The organism is Streptomyces sindenensis, from assembly GCF_014649035.1.
Classification (GTDB): domain Bacteria; phylum Actinomycetota; class Actinomycetes; order Streptomycetales; family Streptomycetaceae; genus Streptomyces; species Streptomyces sindenensis.
Map to the genome: position 1 here is coordinate 141,988 of NZ_BMSG01000001.1, position 19,368 is coordinate 161,355.

Here is a 19,368-nt window from a genome sequence, read left to right on the forward strand (position 1 = left end):
CTAAGGGACTTGGGTATCGGCCCCGCCCGGGGCCTCCAGTACGGTGGGCCCGTGTCCAGGACAGTCAGCCCTCGCCGACGACGCCTCTTCCGCTACGGGGCCGCCTTCGCCGTGCTCGCGGCGCTCGGCGGGTACCTGGCCGTGCAGTACGACTCCTCCGGTTCGAAGAACCCGCCGCGCTGTGTCGTGGAAGCGAAGGACGGGGACGAGGGCGAGACGCAGCGTTACGAGATGAGCCTGGCCCAGGCCGTCAACGCGGCGACGATCTCGGCGGTGGGCACCACCCGGGGGATGCCCGAGCGGGCGGTGACGATCGCGCTGGCGACCGCGCTCCAGGAGTCCACGCTCCGCAACATCGACTACGGGGACCGGGACTCGGTGGGCCTGTTCCAGCAGCGGCCCTCGCAGGGCTGGGGCACCGTGGAGCAGATCATGGACCCGGTCTACTCGGCCGGGAAGTTCTACGAGGGCCTGGCCGAGGTGCCGGGCTATTCGCGCCTCCCGCTGACCGTGGCCGCGCAGCGCGTGCAGCGCAGCGGGTTCCCGCAGGCGTACGCGAAGCACGAGCCGGACGCCGCGCTGCTGGCGGCCGCGCTGACCGGGCGCCGGGCGGCCTCGCTGAACTGCACCCCGTCGAGGGCCACGGCCGACGGCCCGGGGGATGCCGGGCGGGTGCGGGCCGAGTTGGTGCGGGCCTTCGGCAAGGACGTGCTGCCCGCCGCGAAGGCCGCGGGCGCGTCCGCCGCCTCGACCGTTTCGGTGCCCGTCCCGGCGACCTCGGCGCGGGCCGAGGACAAGGCATCGCCGCGACGCGGCTGGGAGCTGGCGCACTGGGCCGTGGCGCAGTCCGAGGCGCTGCGGATCGAGCGCGTGAGCTATGCGGACCGGGTCTGGGACGCCGGTACGGGCTGGCGGACGGAACGCGCGAAGGACAAGGAAACGGGCACGACCGCGGTCAGGATCCAGGTCGTGCAGTAGTATGCCCCATCACTCGTACGGGCCACGGGGGCCCTGTCCCCGGGCCCTTTCCGCGACCCTCCCCGCCGTCGCGCCACCCTGCTCCGATTCCCTTGCCGGACAAGGGAAGTGACGGTTCATCGGATCCCGGCGGTATGGATTGTTTGCCCGGGTTCTTCCGCTGCGGATAATCGGACGCATTACTCAGTCTTTACCTTGGCCCGCCGCAACCTTCCCCTCCCCCGAAGCGGTTGTCAGTGCGTCCGATCACCGGACAAACAAATTCGTGCACAACCCGCTGAAGGAGCATCATGTCCCTCCCCCTGACCCGTCGGATCGCTCGTGCCGCGCTGCTGATCGCCGCTGGCGCGACCCCCGTGGTCGGTGCGGCCGGTGCCGCGAGCGCCGCAGATCTCCCGGCGGCCCCGGAGCTGGGCGGCCTGACCGCCCTGGACGGCGCGAACGTCGGCGACACCCTGGACAGCACCGCCCGGCAGGGCACCCAGGCCGCCGGGGAGACCGGTGGCCGGCTCGTCGGCACCGCCCTCCCGGCGGCGGGCGAGACCGTCGGCAAGTCCGCCAAGGTCGCCGTCCCGGCCGCCCAGGAGACCGCCGGCCAGGCCGCGGGCAACGCGGGCCAGGCCGTCGGCGGGGTGACCGAGGCTGCCGGTGGCGGTCTGCCCACCGACGGTCTCGGCGAAGGTCTGCCCACCGAAAGCCTCGGCCAGGGCGGCCTGCCCACCGACGCCCTGCCGCTGAACGGCCTGCCGATCGGCTGACCGCCCCCGCACACACGCGGGAGGGCCTGAGGAGTGCGCACTCCTCAGGCCCTCCCGCGTGTCCGGGCCCTCCCGCGTGTCCGGACCCTCCCCCGGATCCGGGCCCCGCGTGTCCGGGCCCTCCCGCGTGTACGGGCCCCGCGTATCCGGGCCCTCCCGCGGATCCGGGTCAGGACAGGCGCTTGACCGCCGCCGCCACCCGCTCGTCCGTCGCGGTGAACGCCACCCGGACGAAGCTCGCGCCCGCCGGGCCGTAGAAGTCGCCGGGCGCGACCAGGATGCCGCGCTCCGCGAGGTACGCCACGGTGTCCCAGCACGGCTCGTCGCGGGTCGCCCACAGGTAGAGGCTCGCCTCGCTGTGCTCGATCCGGAAGCCGTGCGCCTCCAGGGCCGCGCGCAGGGCCAGGCGCCGGTCGGCGTACCGGGCGCGCTGCTCGGAGACGTGCACGTCGTCGCCGAGGGCGGCGACGGTGGCGGCCTGGACGGGAGCGGCCGTCATCATCCCGCCGTGCTTGCGGATCAGCAGCAGCTCACCGAGGACGGCCGCGTCACCCGCGATGAACGCGGCCCGGTATCCGGCCAGGTTGGAGCGCTTGGAGAGCGAGTGGACCGCCACGATGCCGTCGTAGTGGCCGCCGCAGACGTCCGGGTGGAGCACCGAGACCGGTTCGGCGTCCCAGCCCAGCTCCAGGTAGCACTCGTCGCTGAGGACGAGGACGCCGTGCTCGCGCGCCCAGGCGACGATCCGGGTCAGCTCGTCCTTGGGCAGCACCTTGCCGGTGGGGTTGGACGGCGAGTTGAGCCAGAGCAGCTTCAGCCCCGCCGGGTCCAGCTCGGTCGGGTCGTCGTAGGCGACGGGCTCCGCACCGCAGAGCCGGGCTCCGACCTCGTACGTCGGGTAGGCGAGCCGGGGGTAGGCCACCTTGTCGCCCGCGCCGAGCCCGAGCTGCGTCGGCAGCCAGGCCACCAGCTCCTTGGAGCCGACGACCGGCAGCACGTTGGCGTGGGTGACGCCGACCGCGCCGAGGCGGCGCTCCACCCAGCCGGTGAGCGCGTCCCGCAGGGCCTCGGTGCCCCACACCGTCGGATAGCCGGGGCTGTCCGCGGCGGCGACCAGCGCCCGCTGGATCAGCTCGGGGACCGGGTCGACCGGGGTGCCGACCGACAGGTCCACGATGCCGTCCGGGTGGGCCTGGGCCGTCGACTTGTAGGGCGCGAGCTTGTCCCAGGGGAAGACCGGGAGGCGGGAGGAGACTGCGGACACGGGGCTCTGCTTTCTCGGGGTGTTCGGGTACGGCGGCCGCACGGGGAAACGGCTCGGTCCCGCACGGGGACGAGCCGTACGGGACCGGGCTGCGCGCGTGTCGCCGCCGCTTACTGGTTCTGCGGCGGCAGTCCGGCGATGAACGCGTGGTCGCGCTCGATGAGACCGAGCTTGGAAGCACCGCCCGGCGAGCCGAGGTCGTCGAAGAACTCGACGTTCGCCTTGTAGTAGTCCTTCCACTCCTCCGGAGTGTCGTCCTCGTAGAAGATGGCCTCGACCGGGCACACCGGCTCACAGGCTCCACAGTCGACGCACTCGTCCGGGTGGATGTACAAGGACCGCTGGCCCTCGTAGATGCAGTCGACGGGGCACTCTTCGATGCAGGCCTTGTCCTTCACGTCGACACAAGGCTGCGCGATGACGTAGGTCACGCTGTCGTTCCTCCTCGGTAGGGCGTTGGCTCTCGCGCGGGAGCGCGGCGTCGTCGATGCCCGCCCCTAGTATCTCCGTTCTCGGGCACGATCCGAACAGGAGGGGCGGACAGAGCTGTGGAATTCACCATCGGCGGACGGCTGGAAGTCCGCATCACACCCGCTGACGTGGGCAAACGCGTGTCCGTGCGGCGCCGGACGGACAACGGCGGCTCGGGCGCGGAGTTCACCGACGTGGTCGGCGTGCTCACATCATGGAACGACGGTGTGGTGTCGATCACACGAAAGAGTGGGGAGTCTGTCCACATCGTGGAATCTTCCCTGGTCGCGGGGAAGGTCGTGCCCGCCGCCCCGGCCCGGCGCCGGGGTCCCGCCGCCTCCTTCGAGGAGCTGGCGGCCGTCACCGCGCGTGCCTGGCAGCCGGTGGAGAGCGAGGCGCTGGGCGACTGGCGGCTGCGCGCGGCCGGAGGGTTCACCCGGCGCGCCAACTCCGTACTGCCGCTCGGCGATCCGGGTCTGCCGCTCGGCGAGGCGCTCGGGCGCGTCCGCCGCTGGTACGAGGAGCGGGGCCTGCCCGCGTACATCCAGACGGCGACCGGGGCCGAGGGCACACAGGAGCTGTTGTCCGCGGAGCTAGAGGGGCACGGCTGGCGGCGCGAGGGGTCGGCGGAGGTGCGGATCGCCGCGCTGGCCCCGGTCGGGGACCGGGAGGCGGAGGTGGCCGCGGTCCGGCTGACCCGGGAGCCGGACGCGGCCTGGCTCGCCCGCTACCAGCGCTTCTCCACCTCCGGCCCGCATGTGCTGCGGGTGCTGGGCAGCGGCCCCTCGGTCTGGTTCGCCACGGTGCCGGGCAGCGGCGACGCGCCGGACGCGATCGGCCGGTGTGTGGTGGACGGGCGGTGGGCCGGATTCATGGCCGTGGAGGTCGCGCCGGAACAGCGGCGGCGCGGGCTGGCCACGGCGGTGATGACCGCGCTGGCCCGCCGCGCGCTGGACGAGGGCGCTTCGGCGGCCTGGCTCCAGGTCGAGGAGGACAATGAGGGGGCACGGGCGCTGTACGACGGCATGGGCTTCGCGGGCCACCACCGGTACCACCACTACCGCTCGGTGTGAGGGGACGCGCGGCGCGCCGCGCAGGCCGGGACCGGGGCGGGGACAGGACGGGCAGGGGCGTGGATCGGACATGAGCGGGCTGGATTCCGGGGCGGCCGAGCGGCGGCGGCAGTTCGCCGAGGAGGCCCGGTCCGAGCGGCCGGACCTCGCTCTCCTGTGCCTGCTGCTGGGCGCGGAGGCCGGACCGGTCGGCCCGGCCGAGGTCGTCCCGGTGCCTCCGGGGGAAACCGTCTTCGACCCGTACGGCATCGACGCCGCGCAGATCGAGCTGGACCGGCTGGCGGGTCTGCTGCCCCACGGCTCCCGCTCCCCCGCCGGCTGGGCCTCGGCGCTGGCCGAACTGCTGGGTGAGCGCTGCGGGTTCGGCGGCTCCTCGGCCGACTACCAGCGGCTGGACTCCTCGCTCCTCCAGCAGGTGCTGCGCCGCCGCCGGGGTCTGCCGATCCTGCTCTCGGTCGTCTGGATCGAGGTCGCGAGGAGGGCGGGCGCACCGGTGTACGGCGTGGCTCTGCCCGGGCACTTCGTGGTCGGCTTCGGCGACCGGGAACAGCCGTTGCTGGCCGATCCGTTCGCCGGGGGCGCGCCGCTGTCCGGCCGGGACGCGGAGCTGCTGGTGACGGGGGCGACCGGGGCGGCGCTGGAGCCGTCGATGATGGTGCCCGCCCGTCCGCTGGAGATCGTGCTGCGGATCCTGAACAACATCCGGGCGTGGGCGGCGGCCCGGCCCGAGCGCACGGATGTGGCCCTGTGGGCGGTGGAGCTGTCGCTGCTCCTGCCCTCGCATCCGGCCAGGCTCCGCTACGAGCACGCCCAGCTCCTCGTCCAGCGCGGTGATTTCCTGCGCGGGGCGGTGGAGATGGAGGAGTATGCGGAGGTCCTCGCCGGGATCGAGCCGACGGCGGCCGAGAACATCCGGCGCAAGGCTCATGCGGCGCGCGCCCTGCTGAACTGAACCCGGGCGTCCGGTAAAGATTTCCGTGGATCGGCGGATCCACGGACCTGGCGATCCACGGAAATCCGCCTGACGTCACTCGTGCCAGCACCCCGGCCGTGACGAGTCGGATGGGTCCGTGAGCGATGTGCGCTCCCGGTTTACATCCGAACGCCCCCTTCCGCCCCCGACAGTGGCGTTATTCGGCCCGTTCGTCCGCGTACACGAATGCCCATGCGCTCAACTGGAAACCCGTCACGGGGCGCGCACAGTCCATCGCATTCCGCGTTGGGCGGCCGGAAGAGAAGAGCTGAGGGCAGATTGATGACAACCGTGCTGCTGGTCCACACCGTGCCGTTGTGGCGCGCATCGCTGGCCTCGTTCCTCGGCACGGGGCAGGGCATAGAGGTCCGCACCGCCGAACGAGGCGCGATACGCGCCGCGCTGAACGGGGCGTGCCCCGACGTGCTGCTCACCGACCTCGACTGTCCGGGCGCACGGGACGTGCTCGACGAGGTGAAGACGGTCACCCCACCGCACGGAGGAACGTATCCCCTCGCCGTGCTCACACGCAGCGATCAGCCGCGCGGCCTGCGGCGGGCGTACGAGGCGGGAGCGCTCGGCTACATCGACAAGTACCGCCCGGTGGACGACCTGTCCGAGGTGATGCACAAACTGGCGGACGGCGGACGGCATATCGACGAATCACTGGCCTTCAGTCTCCTTCAGGTGGCCGACATGCCGTTATCACCAAGGGAATTGAGTGTGCTCTCGTTGGCCGAGGAGGGGGACAACGTGGCCGGGATAGCCGCGCGACTGCATCTGACCCCGGGGACCGTCCGCAATTATCTGGCCGCCGCCATCCGGAAGTCGGGGGCGCGGAATCGGCTGGACGCGATCAGACGGGCGAAGGAGGCGGGGTGGATCTGACGATGCCGCGCTCCTCCCCCCGTCGCCGCTCTTCCTCCGGTGCTTCCGGCTGTGCCTCCGGCTCCCAGAGGCCGGACAGGTCGCGGTAGAGGGCGCTGGAGCGCAGGAGTTCGGCGGGGGTGCCGCACCGGGTGCGCGGGCCGTCCATCACCAGGGTCCGGTCGGCGCGACGGGCCGAGCTGAGCCGGTGGGCGACGACGACCAGCGCTCCGGGCAGGGCGGCGAACGCCAGCTCGGCGCGGGTCTCGGCGGCCGGGTCGAGCCGGCTGGTGGCCTCGTCGAGGATCAGCAGCGGCGGGGCGGCGAGATAGGCGCGGCCGAGGGCGACGAGCTGCCGTTCGCCCTGGGAGAGCCGGTCCGGTTCGACGGCCGCGTCGAGGGAGCCGAGCCGGGAGAGCAGCGCGTCCAGGCCGACCGCGTCCGCCATGGCCGCGATCTCCCGGTCACGGGCGTCGGGCCGGAGGTAGCGGAGGTTGTCCCGCAGCGTGCCGCTGAACACATAGGCGTGCTGGGGCAGCAGGACGCGTACGGACGTGGCGTCGGCCGGCCGCGCCGGGCGCCCCCGCCACCGCACCGCTCCCCCGGTGGGCCGCTCGGTCCCGGCGAGGACGGCGGCCAGGGTCGACTTGCCACTGCCGCTCGGGCCGACGACCGCGAGGTGCTCACCCGCCCCGACCGTCAGGGAGAGCCGGTCCAGGACGGGGTGGGCGCGGGGCCCGTAGGCGAAGGTGACCGCGTGGAGCTCGGCGACCGGGGTGTGCCGGGCGGGGCTCCGAGGGGGCGGCGGGGCGTCGTCGGAGGTGGCCGGGGCCGGTTCGTCCGCGGGCGGGGGCGGGGCGTCCGTGAAGCGGTCCAGGACCACGACGAGACGGCCGCCCGCCGTGCCCAGCATGGTCATCAGGGCCTGGACGGCCGGGGCGAGCGCCTGGGTGAGATAGGTCAGCGCGCCGACGAGACCACCTGCTGTGAGCCCGTTCCGCAGCAGCCAGGGCGCGCCCAGGAGCAGCAGGAGCGGCGGGAAGCGGCCGCAGACCGCGAGGGCCACCACCCGCACCGCCGACCAGCGGGCCAGCGAACGGGACGCGGCGAGCTGCGCGTCGGCCAGGGCCCGGGACTCGGCCACCGTCCGCTCGGCGGTTCCGGCGGCGGCGATGTCCCGTACGGAGGCGGCGAGCTCGCCCGCGTGCGCGGCGTACGCCTCGTCGGCGGCGAGGTAGGCGCGCTGGCGGGCGGCCATCGGCGGCAGGGTGCCGAGGAACAGGGCGGCCCCCAGGACCAGCGGTGGCAGCACGAAGAGGAGGAGGGCGGGCGAGAGGGCCAGGAGGCCGGTGACGGCTCCGGCGGCCGTGAACACGAACGACCGCAGGGTCAGGACGAGTCCGGCCCAGCCGTCCCGGGCGATCTCACTCTGATGGGTGACCTGGGAGAGGGACCGGGTGCTGACGTCGCCGGAGCCGCCGAGCGCACCGGACAGCGCCCGCGCCACCGCGCGCCGCACCAGCCCGTCGCGCAGCGGCTCCACCAGGTCGGCGAGCCGGCCGAACACGCCTCGGGCGGCGAGCACGGAGGGCAGCACGGCGACGGCGGCGACGGCCAGCCAGAGGAGGCCGGTCGCCGGACGTCCGGCGAGGAAGCCGTCGTCGAGGGCGCGGGCGACCCCGTATCCGCCGAGGAAGGTCTGCGCGAACTCCAGCAGAGACCATCCGGCCAGCCGCAGGATCGCCCCGGTGCGCGCCCGCAGGAAGGGCCGGGCCTCGCGGGCGACCCGGCGCAGGGCCGTATCGCGGGCGGGGCGCGCCGGGGCGGGGCCGCGTTTCATCGGGTCTCCGCTGCGGCGAGGGAGGGCGCGGTGCCGTCGGCGGTGCGGCGAGGGCTGCCTCCGTTGTGCGTGGCGCTGTTGTCCGAACCGCTGTCGTCCGAACCGCTGCCGTCCGTACCGCCGTTGTCCGCGCCGCCGTCGTCCGTGCTGAAGACCGACCGGTAGTCCGGGTCCTGCCACAGCTCGTCGTGGCGGCCCGTCGCGCGGAGCCTGCCGTTCTCCAGCCAGGCGACCCGGTCCGCCCGCGCGGCCGAGGAGAGCCGGTGGGCGACGATGATCCGGGTGCAGCGCCCCGCCCGCGCGTCGAGGGCGCGGCGGACGTGGTGCTCGGTCACGGTGTCGAGGCTGGACAGCGCGTCGTCCAGGATCAGCAGCCGGCCCGGGTGGGCGAACGCGCGGGCCAGTCCCAGGCGTTGGCGTTCGCCGCCGGAGAGCGGGGCGTCGGCCACCGGGGTGGCGTAGCCGTACGGGAGCAGCGCGAGGAACCCGTCGGCGCGGGCGGCGCGGGCCGCTTCGCGTACGGCGTCGGGCGAGGCGGTCCAGGGGCCGTGGGCGATCGTGTCCTCGACGGTGGCGCCGAGGAGGGCGGGGCGGGCGAAGGCGTACGCCACCTCGCGGCGGAGCCGGGCCGGTTCCATGGCGTCCAGCGGGACGCCGTCCAGCAGCACGCTGCCGGCGTCCGGGTCGAGCAGCCGCCCGGCGACCGCGGCGAGCTGGGACTTGCCGGAGCCGGAGCGTCCGACGACGGCCAGGGACGTGCCGCCGGGGACGGTCAGGTGGACGCCGGCCAGCAGGGGCCGGCCGTCCTGTTCGACGCCGACGTCCCGGAGTTCGAGGTGTCCGGGGGCGTCGGGAACCGGGCCCAGCCCGCGGTGCGGCAGCGGGGCGAGGGTGAGGAGGGGGTCGAGGCTCCGGGCGGCGGCGCGGCTGCGGGCCAGGGAGCCGAGCGCTCCGGTGAGGGCGCCGATGCCGACGGCGAGGCTCGCGTAGCGGGAGGCGGCGACGAGCTCGCCGACGCCGATCGCGCCCGCGGCGAGCCGGAGTCCGGCGACCGCGAGGACCAGCAGCATGAGCAGGGGCAGCAGGAGTCCGCTGCGGCCGACGGCCCGCCCGTACACGGTCCAGGTGCGGCGGCCGTGGTCGGCGAGGGCGGCCAGGGGTTCCAGGACGCGGCGGTGTTCGCGGGCGCCGGTGCGGGCGGCGCGGATGGTGTCGGCGCCGTCCAGGGCTTCGGTGAGCCGGTGGGCGATGAGCGACTGGGCGCGCTGGTAGTCGGCCCCGGCGTCGGCGGTGTGCCGGGTGAAGGTGCGCAGCAGGGCGACGAGGAGCGGGGTGCCCAGGAGGAGGGCGGCGGCCGTCCAGACGTCGATGAGGAGGAGCCCGACGAGCGCGCCGAGCGGGAGCAGGACGCCCGCGACGGCTCCGGCGGCCGTGACGGGCGCGGACGCGGCGTCGGCGGTGCGGGCGGTGAGCCGGGCGGTGAGGTCCCCGGTGGGCAGGGCGAGGGCTCTGCGTGGTTCGGCGGCCAGGATCCGGGCGGCGGTGCGGGTGCGCAGGGACGCGGTGAGCCGGGCGGTGGTGGTCGTGCCGGTGACGGCGGCCGCCGCGTCGCACCCGGTCTCGGCGAGGGTCAGGACGGCGCAGAGCAGCAGCCCGGACCAGGGCACGGGTCCGCCGGAGACGAGCCGGTCGACGGTGTGGCCGAGGGCGGCGGGCAGGGCGAGGGCGGCGAGCGCCCCACCGGTGGAGCAGAGGAACAGCCAGGTGAGGGCGGCCGGGTGGAGCCGGGCGAGCCGCCGGGCGCCGGACGCCGTGCCGGGGCTCGGGTCCGGGGGCGGCTGCGGCACGGGGTCGCCTTTCGGATCGGTCGGGGGGACGGCCCCTGGGGGCACGTGGCCGGCCGGCCCGCCGGTGGTGCGCACCGACGGGCCGGCCGGTGCGGGTCACGGGGTGCAGAGGACCACGCTGAGGGAGCTGTACTCACAGACCAGCAGCGAGACCTGGCTGCCCGTGGCGAGCTCGCCGAACGAGTCCTCGGCCGGGGTGTCCATCGCCTGAAGGTCGAGAAGGGCCATGATGTGTCCTTTCGGGGACGGTTGCCTACTGAACGGTGGTGTTGCCACGACCCCTGGAGGGGCCGGTCCGTGGGGCCGCTTGCGCGGCCGGTTGCGCCGCCGGAGCGGCGGGCAGGAAGGGAAGTCCGGTGGGGCGGCCCGACGCGGCGCCCAGGGCGAGGAGAGCGCCGGCGGTCCCGGTGGCCAGGTCCATCGACAGGCGCATCAACTGCTCGCCGGGGAAGGCGAGTCCGCCGCCGTACCGCAGGGCGTGGCTGCCCAGCAGATCGGTGTGGCGGTCGATCGCGCGCCGCCGGTCGGCCGGGTCGCACAGCGGGGTGGCCGCGAGGTGCAGCAGGAGTCCGGCGGAGCCCCTGAGCAGTCCGGGCTGGACGTAGAAGGCGGAGAGCGCGGCCGGGAGCAGGGCCCGGCCCGCCGCCGTCAGCTCCGGGTCGGGGCGCTGGGCGAGGTAGGCGTCGATGACGGCCGCGATGCCGGCGCTGCCCGAACCGACGTACGGCATCAGCCGCTTGCCCTCGACGACGAGGAGCGCCCCGTCGTCCCCGGCCCGGCAGCGTTCCAGGTCGCGGCGGAGTGCGGCGGCGGCCAGGTCCAGCAGGGCGGCGTCCCCGGTGGTCGCGTACCGGCGGATCAGCAGCAGGGCGATGCCGCTCGCGCCGTGCAGCAGTCCGGTGCGGGGCGACGGCGGACCGTCGACGAGCGCGCGGACGGCGAGGGCGGTGCAGCGGGCCGCGGCGGCGGACAGGGCCGGGGCGTCGGTGGCGGAGGCGGTGCGGGCCAGGTCGTCGAGGGCGAGGCCGATGCCCGCGTACCCGTTGTGCAGGCCCGGCGCGAGGCCCTCCAGGGGCTGGTCGAGGATGATGCGGAGGAGGTCGGCGGCCTCGGCGGTGCGGCCGATCCGGTGCAGGGTCCAGACGATGCCGGTGAGCCCGTCGTAGAAGCCGAGGGGGCTGCCGGACGCGGGGTCCTTGGCGTGCCGCAGGAGCCATTCCTCGGCCGGTGCGCACGGCGGAGCGCCGGTCTCGTGGAGGGCGTAGAGCACCCCGGCGGCCCCGTACGCGAAGGACTGGCCGCCGGTGGCGGTGGCGAACTGGGCGATGTCCCCGGGGAAGCAGCGGTCGTCGCGCTCCGGTGTGCAGGAGGCGGCGACGGCCCGGGCCAGCGCGTCGCGGGCGCGCGGCCAGTCGCGGAGACCGGCGGCGTAAGCCGTACCGGAAGCCGCTGCCGACGCCGTCCGGGAGGCAGCCTCCCCCGTGTCCCGCACATCCTGCACGTCCCGCACATCCCGCAGGATCTCCTCGACCGCCGGACGCAGCGCGTCCTCCGTCACCGGGAAGGCGCGGGCGATGTCCCGGGCGAGTCCGGCGGCCTTCGTGCGGTCGATGCCGAACAGCGTGGTGAGCGGCAGGTACAGGGCGAGCCGCAGACAGGCGAGCGCGTAGTGGTCGATGTCGGTGCCGCGCCGGTCGGGCGGGGCGACGAAGGCCGGGTTGGCGACGATCTGGCGGCGGCGTTCGGCGGCCGGGGAGGCGGCCTCGAAGTCGAGCAGGACGATCCGCCCGGCCTCCTCGTCGACCATCACGTTGCTCATGTGCAGATCACTGATGACGATGCCCCGGTCGTGCACCGCGGCGACGGCCCGCTCGACCTGCCCGTACACCTCCTCGGCCCACGTGACGTGTTCGGCGAGGAGTTCGGGCGACGGGTGCTGCCGGGCGAGCGGGAAGCGGCGGGCGAAAACGGTGTTGAGGGTGGTGCCGGGGATGTACTGGAGGACCAGGAAGTGGTGGTCGCCGACCTCGAACACGTCCCGGACGGCCGGTACGCAGTCCAGCCCGGCCAGTTGCTCCAACGCGGTCCGCTCCCGCTCAAGGCGCGCCACCGCGTCCGCCCCGTCGGCGGCCAGACCGGCGTACGGCCGGGCCTCCTTGAGGACGACCTGCTCGCCGGTGCGGGTGTCGCGGCCGAGGTAGACCCCGCCGCCGTTGGAGAAGTGCAGCGCCTTCTCCACGGCGTACGGGAGGTCGGCGAGGCCCACGGCGGCCCGGGCTTCGAGGTGCGGCGTCAGAAAGCCGGGCGGGGTCACCCAGGAGGGGACACGGAAGGCGGGGCCCCGGTCGTCGGGGACGAGCCGGCCCCGCGGGTCGGCGACTGCGGGCACGGGCCGGCCGTCCGGACCGGAGCAGAAGCGGGCGGCGAACGCGCCGTACCGGGTGTGTACGGGCCCGTTCCCGCACCGCAGATCGCTCAGGATGTACGGGCCGTGCTCGCCCTCCAGGAGCCGCATCAGGGCGGTGCACACCTCGGGGAACGCTTCCTCGGACGGCGGGTAGACGGTGATGAACTTCCCGCTGCCCGCCCGGTCCGCGTACTTGGCGTTGCGCAGGGCCAACAGCCCCGCGTCGGGTATGCACTTGAAGGCGAGGCGGTGCTCCAGGCAGTGGGCGGTGACCCGGTCGAGCACGGACGCCGCGTTGTCGAGGGCGGCCGAGACGTGGATCTTCCAGCCCTGGGCGGGCAGCCGCAGCCCGTCGGGGCTGTAGGAGAGCCAGTCACCGCGCCGGGAGCGGGTCCACCCCTCGGGTGCGGAGCCACGGACGGCCGCGTAGAACGAGCTCTCCGCGTCGACGGCTCCGCCCGGTCCGAGGGAACGGTGGGGTGCGTCGTAGAAGCGGCGGTCCGCCTGGCAGTACGCGGCGTACTCCGGATTCACGCACGGCCCCCTCGCTCGGTTCCTCCGCGTCGTTCGCGGCGAGAGAGAAGTTGTCACAACGACGAGCGGTGCCCATAGTCACCGTTGTCACGACTCGTACATGCGCGCCAACCATGCGGAGCACACCCCGTACTGATGCGTATCCGCTCGTCGCCCCGCCAGGAAGGGGCAGCGACCGGGGGCGCGTGGGGGCGCGCACAGGGCGCTTCCGTCTCCCCTCAGCCCGCGCTGTGCACCAGGGCGTCGCCCGCCTCGGTACGGAAATAGAGCACGGAGCGGCCCGCCCGGCGGCGGCGGACCAGTCCGGCGTCCAGCAGGATCCGCAGATGGCGGCCGACCGACCCCAGCCCCTGGCCGGTCAGGGCGACGAGCTGCGTCGTGCTGAGCGGGGAGGCCAGCAGCAACAGGACGGCGGCCCGCGCGGGGCCGATCAGCGCGCCCAGGGCGGCGGGTACGGGAACGCGTCCGGCCTCGGCGAGCACGCCGGAGCACGGGTACACCAGCCCGTACCGGTGCGGGATGTCCCAGCAGACCCAGGACCGGTCCGGGGTGACGGGGATGAACAGGAGCTGCGCGCGGTCCAGTTCGCGGGGCGGGTGGTCGTAGGTGTTGATCTGCAACCGGCTGTCGCCCAGCCAGCGGACCCCGGGCCGCATGCCGTTCAGGGCCCCGGCCCATCCGGCCCGTCCCAACTGGGCGGTACGGGCGACCACATCGGCCTCCAGGATCCGCCGCCGCCTCGGCCAGTCGGGCAGCACGGTGTGCGTCCAGACCCACTCCACTGCGTCGGCGGCGCGCTCGGCCAGGTCGTCCCGGTCCAGCGCGGCGGGCAGCGGCTTGCTCAGCGCCACGGCCAGATCGGCGCGCGCCCGGTCGGGCGGGGTGGCCCGGATCCGCGCCAGCTCCTCGGCGAAGGAGGGCGGGGCCTGGCCCGGTGGGGCGAGGACCGGGGCGGGGGTGAGGAAGTCGGCGGTCCAGCGGGGCGCGAGGGCGGAACGGATCACGAGGGCGGAGACCGGGCCGTCGGCGGCCCGCCGGCGGTACGCGGGCAGATGGGCCTCCAGCCAGGCGCGCTCCCCCGGGTGCGCGGCGGTGGCCCGCTCCAGGAGCAGCAGGCAGGCGACGGCCTCCGCGAGCGGCGAGACGACGAACCGGCTGCTCGCGAGCGTGTCGGCACTGACCTGCCACCACCCCACGCCACCACCGCCCGTTCTCTGTCAGCCCTGTCAGCCCTGTCGGCCCTGTCGGCCCTGCTCAACCGTGTCGGCGAAGCCGCCTTGCCGGCCCCGTTCGCCGGGCCCCTCCCGGACCGGCCGCCCCGTTCCGGTGAGATCCATCAGCCCCGACCGTTCAGCAGACCCGCTCCACCCCCCTCCGCTCCAGGCTTTCGCGTCCGCGCGAAACAGTAACCGCGCCCGTGACGGCGTCCGGAGACTCCGCCCATGCGCACCTACCGCGAACTGTTCCGGACCCCGGAGTTCACCCCCTTCTTCGCGGCCGTCTCCGTGCAGACGGCCGCCCAGACCGCGACCGGCCTCGCCCTCGGCACCCTCGTGTACGCGCGGACGGGCTCACCCCTGCTGTCGGCGCTGGCGATGTTCGGGCCGTCGCTGGCCCAGGTGGCCGGGGCGCTGACCCTGCTGTCGGCGGCGGACCGGCTGCCGCCGCGCGCCGCCCTGACCGCTCTCGCCCTGCTGTCGGCGGGGGCAGCCTGCGTGCAGGCCGTTCCCGGGCTGCCGCTGGGGGCCTCGTTCGCCGTTCTGCTGGTGATGGGTGTGGCCGGGTCGCCGGGCGGGGGCGTGCGGTACGGGCTGCTCAACGAGATCGTGCCGCGCGAGGGGTTCCTGCTCGGCCGCTCGGTGCTGAACATGGCGGGCGGCGCGATGCAGATCTGCGGATTCGCGGCGGGCGGGGCGCTGGTGGCGGTGTTCTCGGCGCGCGGCACACTGCTGACCGGGGCGGCCCTGTACGTCGTCGCGGCGGCCGTGACCCGGCTCGGGCTGACCGCCCGGCCGGCCAGGGCGACCGGCCGCCCCTCGGTCCGGGAGACCTGGCGGACGAACGCGTCGCTCTGGTCGTCCACGCCGCGCCGGTACGTCTTCCTCGCCCTCTGGGTCCCCAACGGGCTCGTCGTCGGCTGCGAGTCCCTGTACGTGGCGTACGCGCCCGGGCACGCCGGGCTGCTCTTCGCGGGCGGGGCCCTGGGGATGCTGGCCGGGGACACGCTGGTCGGGCGGTTCGTCACGCCCCGGTGGCGCGCGCGGCTGGGGGCTCCGCTGCGGCTGCTGCTGGCCGCGCCCTACCTCCTCTTCGCGCTGCGCCCGGGGCTGCCCCTCGCACTGGCGCTGGTCGTCGTGGCCAGTGCCGGCTTCGCCGCGAGCCTGCTGCTCCAGGAACGGCTGCTGGCACTCACCCCGCCCGGGCTGAGCGGCCAGGCGCTCGGGCTCAGCTCCTCGGGAATGCTCGCGATGCAGGGGGTGGGCGCGGCCGTGGCGGGCGGTATCGCCCAGCTGACCTCCCCGGCCACGGGCATGGCGGCGGTCGCGGGCCTCTCCGTGGCGGTGACGCTGGCGCTGGCCCCGGGGCTGCGTACGCCGCCCGGCGCCGACGGGGGCAGACTGCTCGGAGCGGACGGATCACCGTCACCGCGAGCGCCCCGGACACCTCGCAGGGAAGAGACGACATGAGCGACAACGCCAGGCCCAGCCAGAAGGAAGCCATGCTCTCCGGCGAGCTGTACCTCGCCGACGACCCCGAACTGACGGCGGAGGCCCTGCACGCGGCCGTGCTGAGCGAGCGCTACAACGCCGCGTCGGCCGCCGACCCCGAGGCCCGGCGCGCGGTCCTGGCCGAGTTGCTCGGCGAGGTGGGCGAGGGCGTGGAGGTACGGCCGCCGCTGCGGGTCGACTACGGCTACCAGACCACCATCGGCCCGCGGACGTTCATCAACTTCGGCGCGGTCCTCCTGGACGTCGCCCGCATCACCATCGGCGCGGACGTCCAGATGGGCCCCAACGTCCAGCTGCTCACCCCGACCCACCCCATCGACCCCGAGCAGCGCCGCGCCAAATGGGAGGCCGCCGAGCCGATCACCATCGGCGACAACGTGTGGCTGGGCGGCGGGGTGATCGTCTGCCCCGGGGTGACCATCGGTGAGAACACGGTGGTCGGCGCGGGAGCGGTCGTCACGAAGGACCTGCCCGCGAACGTGGTGGCGGTCGGCAACCCGGCCCGGGTGATCCGGACGATCGGCGAACCGGAGGCGTGACCCGCCGACGCGCCACGCCGTCGGCGAGCCGGAGACGTCACCGCCCGCGCCCTACGCCGACCGCCAGGCGTCCGTGACGCACGAGACCTCGAAGTGCCACCAGCCCTCCTCCCGCCCCCGGGTGAGCAGCGCCTTCACCCCGCGCAGATCCGCGCCGCCGGGCACGGTCAGGGCGACCAGCGGAAAGTCGGCGCTGAAGACCTCGCCCGTGAGCCCGAACCCGGCGAGCCGCTCGTGCACGGCCCGCGCGTCGTGCCCGAGCGGGCCGTCCGGCACGGGCAGCACCCGTACGGTGCAGTTGCCCGAGTCGGCCACCCGCTCGCCGGCCCAGTGCACCCCGTCCCCGTCCGTCCGGAAGCGTACGGTCTCGCCCTCGGCGACCCCGTCGCGCAGGAAGGGCACGTTGTCCACCCGCGCGGTGTCCGGGCCGAGCCGCGTCGCCCACAACCCCTCGGTCTCGTACGGCAGCGGCCGGTCCTCGCGCGGGGCCAGCCGGAACCAGACCTTGATCTGATCGGCTTCGCGGGACGGGCGCTCCGGGCCGGCGGGGGAACTCATGGTCCCATCGTCCCCCGCACGCGGCACGTCCGCCTGTCCACGGCCACCGTCACCACGAGGACCGGGCACGGCATCAGCTTCCCAGGTGGTGAACTTCCCGTAGCCCTCTCTCCCGCTACGGGAACCCGTACGGAAGCGGGGCCCGGCCGCTGATGAGCGCCGAGCCCCGCTTCGCCGCGTCTCTCGCCGGGCTCAGCCCTCGCCGGTCAGGCTGATGGTGACCGTGCGCTCGGCCGGGGTCTTCCCGGTGAGGGCGGTCTTCATCGCCTGGGCCACGTCGTCCGGGCCGACCTGGTGCTTCTTCCCGTCGGCCTTGACGGCCATGATGCCGTCGAAGACGCCGTCGAGCAGCGTGTCGATCGCCTTCTTGTCGTAGACGTCGACCAGTCGGCCGTCCACCGGCTTCATGGACAGGATCTGCGGCAGCGACCGGGCCGGGCCGAACTGGATCTGCTTGGGACCGGCCTTGATGGTGATCAGACCGGACATCGCGGGCTGGGCGAACTCCCTCATCGCCCGGTCCAGTTCCGCCTTGGTGATGGTGGGTTGGCTGATGGTGACGGGGAGTTCGACCACTCGGGCCTTCCCGGTCTGCACCTGGGCGCGGTAGGCGTCCCGGACCGAGATCAGGGACTGGCCGGCATCCAGCTTCTTGCCCGGCTTGCCCGGCACCGCCACGGCCTTGTTCGGCTCGAAGCGGATCGTGCCGTCGTTGGCCGAGCCGGACGCGCCCGCCAGGTCGGTCAGCGCCACGCCGAGCTTCTCCTCGTCGACCGGGATCACCGGGTCGGCGGGGCGCTCCCCGCCGAACAGCGAACCGATCACCGAGACGGGGTTGTAGTCGCTGCCCGCCGCGCCGCGCACGGTCTCCTGGCTGTCCAGGGTGAGACCGGCCTTCTCGGGGTCGAGCTTCTCCTCCTTGCCGTCCACCGACAGCGTCAGAGGCGTCTTGGCCCGCTCGCCGAGGGCGGCTTCGAGCTTGGTGACCGCCTCCTCCTTCGTGCCGCCGCCGATGTCGACGCCGAGCACCGTGGTGCCCTTGGGGACCTCGGCGTGGTTCAGCAGAAGGCCCGCCCCGTACGCGATGCCGAGCAGGACGACCGCGGCGACCCCGAGCAGGACCAGCTTGGAGCGGCCCTTCTTCGCGGGGGCGGCGGGGGCCGACGCGGTCGGCGACGCGGGGCGCGGGGCGGCGGGCCCCGGCGTGGGAACACCCGGTCCGCCCGGTCCTCCGTGGCCCGTCACCGGGGCGCCGGGGGTGCCGGGCCCACCCGGGAACGGGGTGCGCGGCTCGCTGGGCACCACGGGGATGCCGCTCGTCAGCGTGTCGCCCGAGACATGGCCGCCGGGGCCCGGCTCGGGCGCCGGGGCCTGCGGCGTGAGGATCGCGGTGTCGTCGGACATCCGGGGCGGTACGCCGCCGGGGGTGCCCGGGACCATCGGGCCGGGGCCGCCGAGGCCCGGAACGCCGTCGAGGTTCGGGGTCAGCGAGGAGGTGCCGGTGGCCGGTCCCGTGGTGGGGCCGGACGGGCCGGGCGTACGCGCTCCGGAGCCGGGGGTGGCACGCGGGCCGCCGCCGGGGGGCTCGGTGCCGTAGCTGTCGAGCGCACTGCGGCCGGGGCCGGAGCCGGGCGCACCCGGTCCGCCGCCGGACTTCGGGGCGTCCGAGAAGTACGGCAGGTCGGGGCGCGAACGTCCCGCGCCCCCGTCGGACGCGCCACCGGGACCGCCCGGGCCGCCGGGGCCGGGACCAGCGGGACCGCCCGAGCCGGGACCGGGGGGTCCGGCGGGGGCCGGACCGCCCATGCCGCCGGGTGCCGGGCCGCCGAGGCCGCCCGAACCCGGGCCGCCCTGGCCACCCGGACCGCCGGGCGCGCCCGCGCCCGGACCACCCTGGCCGGCCGTCGCCGGGCCTGCGGTCGGGGCCTTGCGCGGGGCGAACCAGTCGCTGCCGCTCTTCTCCCGGGCCGGCTTCTCCGCGGGCGTCGGGTCGGTGGCCGGGCCGCCGTCCCCGGACCGGTCCGCGGGCGCACCGCCGTTGGAGCCGGCGCTCGGGCCGCCGGAGCGGTCCGGGGATCCGGCACCGGGGCTCGCGTTCCCACCGGCGCCCGGTGCGGCCGGCGGCGTGCCGGGACGCGGGGTCGCACCCGTGCGCTCGGCGTCGGAACGGCCGCCGCCGGAGATGTCGCTCTCCGCCATCGGCGTACGCATGACGACCGGCGGGATGGGACGCGAGCCGGGGATGTTGATCCGGATGCGCGTCGTCAGCGTCGTCTCGGTCTTCGGTTCCTCGGGCCGGGGCGGATCCACGGATTCCGGGTTCTCGTCAGAGCCGTCCCGCGACGGGTGGAGCGACGGATACTGGCGGGATCCGTACGGCGGCGTACCCGAGGGGTACGCGGCTCCGCCACGGCCCTGGGGCCCGGAGGACGAACTGTCAGTTTCACGACTCAAAGCAGGTTCTCCCGATTGGCTCCGCCGCCCGTACTTCCCCCATGCCGCAGGCCAGGGGACGGCTCGGCGCGCGCAC

Annotated in this window: 16 protein-coding genes; 7 read left to right on the forward strand and 9 right to left on the reverse strand. The window is 74.9% G+C overall.

From position 1 onward, the window contains the following. Nucleotides 1-51 precede the first annotated feature (51 nt). Together IE145_RS00660 and IE145_RS00665 are read left to right on the forward strand one after the other, a co-directional pair. The gene (locus IE145_RS00660) at nt 52-978 is read left to right on the forward strand and encodes a hypothetical protein (RefSeq protein ID WP_444545668.1); all 927 of its coding nucleotides are present in this window, start codon (nt 52-54) and stop codon (nt 976-978) included. Nucleotides 979-1,268: 290 nt separating this feature from the next. Continuing rightward, nucleotides 1,269-1,736, forward strand: a complete 468-nt coding sequence (locus tag IE145_RS00665) for an ATP-binding protein (RefSeq protein ID WP_189517805.1) — start codon at nt 1,269-1,271, stop codon at nt 1,734-1,736. 169 nt (nt 1,737-1,905) lie between these two features. On the opposite strand, the gene dapC is transcribed toward IE145_RS00665, so the two are convergent. Next, nucleotides 1,906-3,000: a succinyldiaminopimelate transaminase gene (dapC, locus tag IE145_RS00670; RefSeq protein ID WP_189517806.1), complete on the reverse strand. Its 1,095-nt coding sequence runs from the start codon at nt 2,998-3,000 to the stop codon at nt 1,906-1,908. A gap of 110 nt (nt 3,001-3,110) precedes the next feature. Next, on the reverse strand, nt 3,111-3,431 hold the full coding sequence (gene fdxA / locus IE145_RS00675) for a ferredoxin (RefSeq protein WP_007446848.1): 321 nt from the start codon (nt 3,429-3,431) through the stop codon (nt 3,111-3,113). 117 nt (nt 3,432-3,548) lie between these two features. On the opposite strand from fdxA, the gene IE145_RS00680 reads away from it, so the two are divergent. From IE145_RS00680 to IE145_RS00690, 3 genes are all read left to right on the forward strand, one after another. Continuing rightward, nucleotides 3,549-4,544: a GNAT family N-acetyltransferase gene (locus IE145_RS00680; protein WP_189517808.1), complete on the forward strand. Its 996-nt coding sequence runs from the start codon at nt 3,549-3,551 to the stop codon at nt 4,542-4,544. A gap of 70 nt (nt 4,545-4,614) precedes the next feature. Continuing rightward, the gene (locus IE145_RS00685; RefSeq protein WP_189517810.1) at nt 4,615-5,496 is read left to right on the forward strand and encodes a transglutaminase-like and tetratricopeptide repeat-containing protein; all 882 of its coding nucleotides are present in this window, start codon (nt 4,615-4,617) and stop codon (nt 5,494-5,496) included. A 303-nt stretch (nt 5,497-5,799) separates the two neighbouring features. Next, nucleotides 5,800-6,405 carry a response regulator transcription factor gene (locus IE145_RS00690; RefSeq protein WP_189517812.1) on the forward strand — a complete coding sequence of 202 codons (606 nt, stop codon included), beginning with the start codon at nt 5,800-5,802 and terminating at the stop codon, nt 6,403-6,405. Here IE145_RS00690 and IE145_RS00695 read toward each other — a convergent pair. From IE145_RS00695 to IE145_RS00715, 5 genes are all read right to left on the reverse strand, one after another. Further along, the gene (locus IE145_RS00695; protein WP_189517814.1) at nt 6,374-8,224 is read right to left on the reverse strand and encodes an ATP-binding cassette domain-containing protein; all 1,851 of its coding nucleotides are present in this window, start codon (nt 8,222-8,224) and stop codon (nt 6,374-6,376) included. The genes IE145_RS00690 and IE145_RS00695 overlap by 32 nt on opposite strands. Further along, nucleotides 8,221-10,071 (reverse strand): ABC transporter ATP-binding protein, encoded by a 1,851-nt coding sequence (locus IE145_RS00700; RefSeq protein ID WP_189517816.1) that lies wholly within the window; start codon nt 10,069-10,071, stop codon nt 8,221-8,223. The genes IE145_RS00695 and IE145_RS00700 overlap by 4 nt, the downstream gene beginning before the upstream one ends. 96 nt (nt 10,072-10,167) lie before the next feature. Next, on the reverse strand, nt 10,168-10,299 hold the full coding sequence (locus IE145_RS00705) for a SapB/AmfS family lanthipeptide (RefSeq protein WP_003966507.1): 132 nt from the start codon (nt 10,297-10,299) through the stop codon (nt 10,168-10,170). Between the two features lie 25 nt (nt 10,300-10,324). After that, the gene (lanKC, locus tag IE145_RS00710) at nt 10,325-13,012 is read right to left on the reverse strand and encodes a class III lanthionine synthetase LanKC (RefSeq protein WP_189517818.1); all 2,688 of its coding nucleotides are present in this window, start codon (nt 13,010-13,012) and stop codon (nt 10,325-10,327) included. Nucleotides 13,013-13,230: 218 nt separating this feature from the next. Next, complete coding sequence (locus IE145_RS00715) at nt 13,231-14,208, reverse strand: helix-turn-helix domain-containing protein (protein ID WP_189517820.1); 978 nt, start codon at nt 14,206-14,208, stop codon at nt 13,231-13,233. Between the two features lie 246 nt (nt 14,209-14,454). Here IE145_RS00715 and IE145_RS00720 point away from each other — a divergent pair, with 246 nt between their 5' ends. Beyond that, nucleotides 14,455-15,699 (forward strand): MFS transporter, encoded by a 1,245-nt coding sequence (locus IE145_RS00720; RefSeq protein WP_189517822.1) that lies wholly within the window; start codon nt 14,455-14,457, stop codon nt 15,697-15,699. Beyond that, on the forward strand, nt 15,696-16,280 hold the full coding sequence (locus IE145_RS00725) for a sugar O-acetyltransferase (RefSeq protein WP_189517824.1): 585 nt from the start codon (nt 15,696-15,698) through the stop codon (nt 16,278-16,280). Before IE145_RS00720 ends, IE145_RS00725 begins: the two co-directional genes overlap by 4 nt. Nucleotides 16,281-16,331: 51 nt before the next feature. Here the strand turns inward: IE145_RS00725 and IE145_RS00730 are convergent, their stop codons facing one another. After that, the gene (locus IE145_RS00730; protein ID WP_189517826.1) at nt 16,332-16,838 is read right to left on the reverse strand and encodes a DUF4265 domain-containing protein; all 507 of its coding nucleotides are present in this window, start codon (nt 16,836-16,838) and stop codon (nt 16,332-16,334) included. Nucleotides 16,839-17,030: 192 nt separating this feature from the next. Continuing rightward, nucleotides 17,031-19,292, reverse strand: a complete 2,262-nt coding sequence (locus tag IE145_RS00735; RefSeq protein ID WP_189517828.1) for a hypothetical protein — start codon at nt 19,290-19,292, stop codon at nt 17,031-17,033. Nucleotides 19,293-19,368 lie beyond the last annotated feature (76 nt).

Bases quoted from the DNA above. Each gene is read 5' to 3' on its own strand.
- IE145_RS00705 (WP_003966507.1), bottom strand. From the start codon at position 10,299: ATGGCCCTTCTCGACCTTCAGGCGATGGACACCCCGGCCGAGGACTCG.
- IE145_RS00685 (WP_189517810.1), top strand. From the start codon at position 4,615: ATGAGCGGGCTGGATTCCGGGGCGGCCGAGCGGCGGCGGCAGTTCGCC.
- IE145_RS00695 (WP_189517814.1), bottom strand. From the start codon at position 8,224: ATGAAACGCGGCCCCGCCCCGGCGCGCCCCGCCCGCGATACGGCCCTG.
- IE145_RS00690 (WP_189517812.1), top strand. From the start codon at position 5,800: ATGACAACCGTGCTGCTGGTCCACACCGTGCCGTTGTGGCGCGCATCG.
- IE145_RS00720 (WP_189517822.1), top strand. From the start codon at position 14,455: ATGCGCACCTACCGCGAACTGTTCCGGACCCCGGAGTTCACCCCCTTC.
- IE145_RS00665 (WP_189517805.1), top strand. From the start codon at position 1,269: ATGTCCCTCCCCCTGACCCGTCGGATCGCTCGTGCCGCGCTGCTGATC.
- IE145_RS00730 (WP_189517826.1), bottom strand. From the start codon at position 16,838: ATGAGTTCCCCCGCCGGCCCGGAGCGCCCGTCCCGCGAAGCCGATCAG.
- IE145_RS00725 (WP_189517824.1), top strand. From the start codon at position 15,696: ATGAGCGACAACGCCAGGCCCAGCCAGAAGGAAGCCATGCTCTCCGGC.